Genomic DNA, 6,841 nt, shown 5'->3' on the forward strand with positions numbered 1-6,841 from the left:
TCGGGTGGCCTGTCCATGGGCGGACAGGTCGCCGCGGTCGCGCGCCGGCTACTCCACACCGGCGCGCGGCCGCGGTTCTTTTTCCTTCTCCGCCAACGGGAAGCTCGCCCGTACCCCCACGGCCGGACGACCTTCCCCGCTCGCGCTCATGGCCTGGCTCTCAGTTTCGGCACCGCTGCTGCACCGTGTTCGCCTCCTACACGTCCGGGCGGCGGTGCCGGTTGCCGGGAAAATTGGCCAATATCGCCGAATTTCCGGGGCAACCTCGGGTGTCCTCAGACGTCCAACACTGTTGGCGGACAAGAAGAAGGGGAGCCCGGAAACCGGACTCCCCGGTGGACGGGTCACTCAGTTCAGTCGAGCACCCGCACGGTCACCTGAACCTGGTGCCCGGGGGTGCAGCCCACGGTCACCTGGTACTCGCCCGGCTCGACCGAACCCAGCGCGACGCCGGCGTAGAGCACCGGTCCGGGCTTGGTCAGCGGAGTGGCCGGGAACAGCGAGGACTCCACCCAGGGCGAGTCGAGCCGGGGGCAGAGCCGTTCGGCCACCACGATGTCGACGTCGTTGCCGGGCAACACCCCCTGCCGGTTGCCGGGGATCCCGGCGTAGCTCACCGTCCGGTCCGCGTTGATCTCAATGGTCTGCACCGTGCCTGCGCTGGCCAGTGGCGCGGCGAGCACCGCGGTCCCCAGGGCAATGGCGAACGCGGCGATGGCGGTCTTGCTTCTCATGCTTTTCCTCCCAGTGGCGACACGACGCCCCCGCGTCGTGTTCGCTTCACTGGACGTGCCGGAGGGGCCGTCGGTTGTCGGCGAAATCCGGCGAAACTCGCTGGACTTTCCGGGCAACCGGCGACCCCGCCGGACGCCTAACGGTGTTGTGGCACAAGCGCTTTCAGCTCTGCGCGCCATCCCGGCGGCGGCGCAGCAACCAACCGCCGAGCGCGGCACCGGCCAGCAGTGCGCCGCCACCGGCGAGCACCCCGCCGAGGCCGGTGTCCGTGGTGCCGCCGCCACCGGTTTCCGGGGCGCCCTTCGGCTTGGTCGGCACCGCCGCGCTGGTGCTGGGCCGGGTGCGGGAGGTGACTGGCGGCGAGGCCTGGATGGTGAACTCGCCGCGGTAGGCGACCGGGCCACAGCTGAAGGTCATGGTGTGCTTGCCGCCCTTGACCCCCTTGGGGATGGTGAACTCGCCCATCGCCACTCCGGCGCTGCCGCCGTTGAGCTGGATCTCGCCCATGCCGCTGAGCTTGACCTTGCTCGCCTTGTCCGGCGCGCAGTCGGTGCCGATCATCACCCTGGCCGGCAGGTGGAAGGTGCTGCCCGCGCCGAAGGTGGTCTTCCCGGCTTCGAAGTCCACGGTGTAGGCGTTGGTGCCAGGCTGGGCCATGGCGGCTGGTGCGGCGAGCAGCGCGGCGCCCGCGGCTAGGGCGAGGGTGGCGAGGGCGGTCCTGGTCTGCATGGCGAGTCTCCCCGACTGTCTTGCCGTGACTGGTGACTTCTACACGTTGATCGCGCCCTAGTTGGTTGCCTGTTGACGAGGAAATCCTGGGGAGGATTCTGTGACCAGCGAACTCAACACCTACGACGCCGCCACCGCGGCCGCCTACCGGCAGGCCAGGGAGATCCCGCGGACGGGACTGACGCACTGGCGGGCGGCGATCGAGCGGCACCTCGCCCCGGCCGCGGGCTCGACCGTGCTCGACCTGGGCGCGGGCACCGGGCTGTTCGCCACCGCGCTGGCCGACTGGTTCGGCGTCCGGGTGCTCGCGGTCGAACCCGCCGACGCCATGCGCGCGCACATTCCGGCACACCCGCTGGTGATGGTGGCGCCGGGGGACGCGACGACCATCCCGGCCGAGGCTGGCTCGCTGGCCGGGGCCTGGCTCTCCACGGTCATCCACCACGTGCCGGACCGGGTGGCCGCCGGGCACGAGTTGCGCCGGGTGCTGCGGCCGGGTGCGCCGGTGCTCATCAGGGGTGTCTTCCGGGAGCGGCCGCTGGAGTTGACCGTGCTCCGGCACTTCCCGGAGGGCAGGCGGGCGCTGGCGCGGTTCCCGACCGTGGATGAGGTCTGCGCGGACCTCGGTGTGGCCGGGTTCGAGCAGGTCAGCCTGGAGTCGGTCCCTCAGACAAGTGCACCCGATCTGGGGACAGTGCTCGGCCGGATCCAGCAGAACGGTGACACTTTGCTGCGGGGGCTGAGCGCCGAGGAATACGCCACGGGCCTGGACCGGCTACGGGCTGCGGTGGCGGCTGGGGCCAGCGGGCCGGTCATCGACCGGCTTGACCTGCTGGTTCTGCGCTGACCCCTGGATATGGGAAACCCCGCAGTGCTGCCAGGTCGGGGGTCCGACAGCACCGCGGGGTCATCTAGAACATCGCTACGCCCCCCAAAGGCGTTACACCCGATTGGGTAAGTGACGTGGGTCACTTCAGCGATGCGTGATCGTGCAGGTGAAACAGCACGACCCCGACCGGCGGGAGGCAAGTCGGGGCCGTGCGTCTTCCCCCGTGGGGTCACGGCGACGGGAGGGCTCGCCCAATCGAGGTAGGGCGTCCGCGCCGGACCGGGCTCAGCGGAGGGAGGTCACCTGGGCGGCGGCAATGGCCATCAGTTCGTGCCGCATGGCCGGAGTGGCGGCGGCGTCGATCGCGCGGTTCACGGCTCGCCGGGTGCGGGCCTGTGCACGGCGGGACCGGATCTTCGCGACGAGGTTCATCTGAGTTGCATCCCCTTAGTAAGCATCTCGTTGTCTGTGCCTCAAGTATGCACCACCCAAACCCCGATTGCACACGATTATCCGGTGAGACGGGCCACAGGCCGATGATTCATCGGCAAAGCCTGGGAAGTTACCGGCGATTCGTCCGGTGTTCACCTAGTCACCGGCGGTCAGTAGGAAGCGGCCGAAATGCGGCACGGTGAAGGCGATCCGGCCCCGTTCGGCGGAGTAGACCAGGCCCTTCTTGATCAGAGAGTCACGTGCCGGGGACAGCGAGGAGGGCTTGCGCGCGAGGTGTTCGGCCAGGTGAGCGGTGCCGACCGGCTCGTCCCGGCCTTCGTTGAGCACCGCCATCCCGTGCAGGTACTCCCGTTCGGCCGGGGTGGCCCGCTCGTAGCGGGAGCCGAAGAAGCCCACCGCCAGCTCGCCCGCGGCCTCCGGCTCGGCCACCGCGACGTCCTCGGCGGTGATCGGATCCCCTGGCGCGGCGTCCCAGGCGGCCTTGGCGTAGGCCTGCACGAAGTACGGGTAACCACCGCTGGCCTCGAACAACGCGGCCAGTGCCGCCGGGGCGATGCCCGCTTCCTCGCGTTCGATCGGCGCGGTCACCGCACGGTCGTGCTCGGCCCGGTCCAGCCGGTCGATCTTGACGTAGCGGAACAGCCGCTCGGAGTAGGACTTGCTGGCCGAGAGCACCGCGGGCAGGTGCGGCAGCCCGGCGCCGACCACCACCAGCGGCGCGCCGGACTGGGACAGCTCGTGGCAGGCCGCGCACAGCGCCGAGACGTCCTCCGCCGGCACGTCCTGCATCTCGTCGATGAGCAGCGCCACCCCGGTGCCCACGTCCGCGGCCAGCTCGGCCACGTCGGTGAACAGCTCCACCAGGTCGATCTCGATATCGCCGGAGTCGGCCCGGCCGCTGGCCGCTGGCACGTCGATGCCGGGCTGCCAGCGGTCCCGCAGCTTGGCGCCCTCCGGAGTGGCCCGCAGCGCGAACGCCTTGAGCACGCCGAGCACCTGCTCCACCCGGTCCGGCGCGCGGTGCCGGACCGCCAGCTCGCGCACGGCCCGGTGCAGGGCGGCCGACAACGGCCTGCGCAGCCCGGAGTCCGGGCGGGCCTCGATCTTGCCCGCGCCCCAGCCACGCCGGATGGCCATCGAGCGCAGTTCGCCGAGCAGCACGGTCTTGCCCACCCCGCGCAGCCCGGTCAGCACCAGGCTGCGTTCCGGGCGGCCCCTGGCGATGCGTTCCAGCACCACCTCGAACGCGCCGACCTCCCGGTCCCGGCCGGCGAGTTCGGGCGGCCGCTGGCCTGCCCCTGGGGCGAAGGGATTGCGCACCGGGTCCACGATCGGACCGTATCGGCGTTTCTAGGTCCACTCCGATACGGCGGCAGAAAGAGCGGCCCGCGTGTCGGCGGCGTCAAGATCAGCCCGGCCGGGCTCAGGATCACGTCAACGCGGCCGGGCGCGGTGGATCCGGGACCGCACAGTGCGGCGTGTGCTGACCCTGACTCGCGCCGAGGCCGGTGAGAACCGGCACCGGCTGACCGCCACCACCGGTGTCGCCGCCCTCGGCCTGGACGCGCTCGCCTCGGTTTCCTACGGCCCGCAGGCCATCGTGCTGGCACTGGCCGCGGCCGGGGCGGCTGGCATCGGCTGGACGTTGCCGGTGACCGTGGCGATCGTGCTGCTGCTGGTGGTGCTGGTGGCCGCGTACCGGCAGGTGGTGCACGCCTACCCGGACGGCGGCGGCGCGTACACGGTGGCCCGGCGCAACCTGGGTGAGCGGGCCGGGCTGGTCGCGGCGGCCTCGCTGATCGTGGACTACGTGCTCAACGCGGCGGTGGCCACCGCGGCCGGGGTGGCCGCGCTGACCTCGGCGGTGCCCGGCCTGCTGCCCTGGACCACCGAGCTGTGCCTGGCCGTGCTGGTGCTGGTCACCCTGGTGAACCTGCGCGGGGTGGCCACCAGCGCCCGCGCCTTCGCCGCGCCGACCGCGTTGTTCGTGCTCACGGTGCTGGTGGTGATCGGAATCGGCCTGCTGCGCGGTGCGCCGCTGAACCCGTTGCCCGATCCCGCGCCCGCCCAGACCACCGCGGCGGTGGGCGTGCTGCTGGTGTTGTCCGCCTTCGCCAACGGCTGCGCCTCGCTGACCGGGATCGAGGCGATCGCCAACGCCACCCCGTCCTTCCGCAGCCCGCGCCCGCAACGCGCCGCTGCCGCGCAGACCCTGCTCGGCCTGCTGCTCGGGGTGATGCTGCTGGGCCTGGCCGCCCTGGTCGAGCTGTTCGACCTGCGCCCGGTCGAGGGCCGCACGGTGCAGTCGCTGCTGGTGGAAGGCGCGGTCGGGGACGGCGCGATCTATCTGGTCGTGCAGTTCACCACGGTGCTGCTGCTGGCCCTGTCGGCCAACACCTCCTTCGGCGGCCTGCCGGTGCTGGCCGCCCGGCTGGCCGCCGACCACTACCTGCCGCACGCCTTCGGGCTGCGCGCGGACCGGCTGGTGCACCGGATCGGCGTGCTGGTGCTGGCCGGACTGGCCGCGGCGCTGATCATCGGTTCCGGCGGGCAGCTGGACGTGCTGGTGCCGATGTTCACCATCGGTGTCTTCGTCGGGTTCGCGCTCTGCCAGACCGGGATGGTGCGGCACTGGCTGACTCGCGGCGAACGCGGTTGGCGGCTGTGGCTCAACCTGGTGGGCGCCGTGCTGAGCACGGTGGCCGCGGTGGTGGTGACCATCGTGAAGTTCACCGAGGGCGCCTGGCTGGTGGTGCTGGTGCTGCCGCTGCTGGTGTTCGCGCTGCGCCGGGTGCACCGGGCCTACGCGGTGCTCGGGCGGCAGCTCGGCCTGGGCTCGCTGCCCGAGCTGCCCCGGCCGGAGGCGGCGCTGGTGGTGGTGCCGGTCGCCGGGCTCTCGGTGCTGACCTCGCACTGCCTGAGCACCGCGTTGTCCTTGGGGCACAAGGTGATCGCGGTACACGTGGCCGGTGGCGGACAGCCCGTCGAATGCCAGCGCGAGCTGGGCGCGGACTGGACGGCCTGGCATCCGGAGGTGCCGCTGGTGCTGCTGGAACGGTCCCGCGGCGGACTCGGCGCGACCATCGCGGCCTACGTGCGCGGCATGCCGGACAAGCAGGTGGTGGTGCTGATCGGCGAGCTGCGGCCGCGCAGCGCCTGGATCCGGTTGCTGCTCAACGGTCAGGGCGGTGGCATCGCTCGCGCGGTACGCGGCCGCAGCCAGGCCGCGGTGTGCCGGATGCACTACCGCCTACCTTGATCTAGCACTTTCTAGAACTAAAACTAGAGAGCTGTATACGCCGGAATCGTTGCGAGGCGGGCTCAGGGAGAGTTGGCTGGGTGGCGTGGCTGAAGTTGTGACGAAGGGGACCGGAGAAGTCGAGCGGATCGCCGATCGGGCTCAGTTGTGGGTGACCTTCGCGGTGACCGCCACCGAGCGCGCCGAGGCGGTCCGCCTGCTCGGCGAGAAGATCGAGCGGGTCGAACCACTGCTGACCCAGGATGGCGTCGAGGTGCGCTCCCGGCGGGTCTCGGTGCACCCGTACTGGAGCGGTGACAAGGGCGAACAGGCCGGCGTGCACGCCGAACAGCAGTACCAGCTGCGGGCCGCCGACCAGGCCTCGCTGGAGACGCTGGTGGCCGCGCTGATCGGCCAGGAACCGACCGCGCTCAACGGCCCGGACTGGGAACTGAGCGATCAGGCCGAGGCGGCGCGCGAGGCCCAGGTGCTCGCGGTCGCCGACGCGCGCCGACGGGCCGAGGGCTACGCCGAGGCGCTCGGCGTGCGACTGGGCGCGTTGCTGCGGATCAGCGACGGCGACGATCAGCACTACGCGCCGATGGCCAGGGCGGCCGGGTTCGCCATGGAGGCCGACCGGCTGCCCAGCGTGCAGTCGCTGAATCTGGAACCGCAGGCGGTGGTGGTCAGCGCCCGCTGCACCACCGCGTGGTCGCTGTTGGACTAACGCCAATGCCGCGTAGTTAGTGTTTGGGGCTGGTTGTCAAGCCTGGTGAAACAGCCAACGGAGTCCCTGCTAGAACAGAAATCGACCAAGATCACTGTCGGCAGGAACTCCGTTGGACAACCAGTCTGTC

The 6,841-nt window shown here is 71.1% G+C and carries 7 protein-coding genes; 3 read left to right on the forward strand and 4 right to left on the reverse strand.

The window, feature by feature from the left end:
- Positions 1 to 353 precede the first annotated feature (353 nt).
- Complete coding sequence (locus ACTOWY_RS11140) at positions 354 to 734, reverse strand: hypothetical protein (protein WP_441309518.1); 381 nt, start codon at positions 732 to 734, stop codon at positions 354 to 356.
- Positions 735 to 897: 163 nt separating this feature from the next.
- The gene (locus ACTOWY_RS11145; protein WP_441309519.1) at positions 898 to 1,464 is read right to left on the reverse strand and encodes a hypothetical protein; all 567 of its coding nucleotides are present in this window, start codon (positions 1,462 to 1,464) and stop codon (positions 898 to 900) included.
- 100 nt (positions 1,465 to 1,564) lie between these two features.
- On the opposite strand from ACTOWY_RS11145, the gene ACTOWY_RS11150 reads away from it, so the two are divergent.
- Complete coding sequence (locus ACTOWY_RS11150) at positions 1,565 to 2,311, forward strand: class I SAM-dependent methyltransferase (RefSeq protein WP_441309520.1); 747 nt, start codon at positions 1,565 to 1,567, stop codon at positions 2,309 to 2,311.
- A gap of 267 nt (positions 2,312 to 2,578) precedes the next feature.
- Here the strand turns inward: ACTOWY_RS11150 and ACTOWY_RS11155 are convergent, their stop codons facing one another.
- Positions 2,579 to 2,725, reverse strand: a complete 147-nt coding sequence (locus ACTOWY_RS11155) for a hypothetical protein (RefSeq protein WP_185000864.1) — start codon at positions 2,723 to 2,725, stop codon at positions 2,579 to 2,581.
- 156 nt (positions 2,726 to 2,881) lie between these two features.
- Entirely contained in the window at positions 2,882 to 4,075 is a 1,194-nt protein-coding gene (locus ACTOWY_RS11160; protein ID WP_441309521.1) for an AAA family ATPase, read from the reverse strand.
- 151 nt (positions 4,076 to 4,226) lie between these two features.
- Here ACTOWY_RS11160 and ACTOWY_RS11165 point away from each other — a divergent pair, with 151 nt between their 5' ends.
- Positions 4,227 to 6,005 carry an APC family permease gene (locus tag ACTOWY_RS11165; protein ID WP_441309522.1) on the forward strand — a complete coding sequence of 593 codons (1,779 nt, stop codon included), beginning with the start codon at positions 4,227 to 4,229 and terminating at the stop codon, positions 6,003 to 6,005.
- A 97-nt stretch (positions 6,006 to 6,102) separates the two neighbouring features.
- On the forward strand, positions 6,103 to 6,711 hold the full coding sequence (locus ACTOWY_RS11170) for an SIMPL domain-containing protein (RefSeq protein ID WP_441309523.1): 609 nt from the start codon (positions 6,103 to 6,105) through the stop codon (positions 6,709 to 6,711).
- Positions 6,712 to 6,841 lie beyond the last annotated feature (130 nt).

The sequence above is a fragment of the Crossiella sp. CA198 genome, assembly GCF_052078295.1.
In the GTDB taxonomy this organism is placed as follows: Bacteria; Actinomycetota; Actinomycetes; order Mycobacteriales; family Pseudonocardiaceae; genus Crossiella.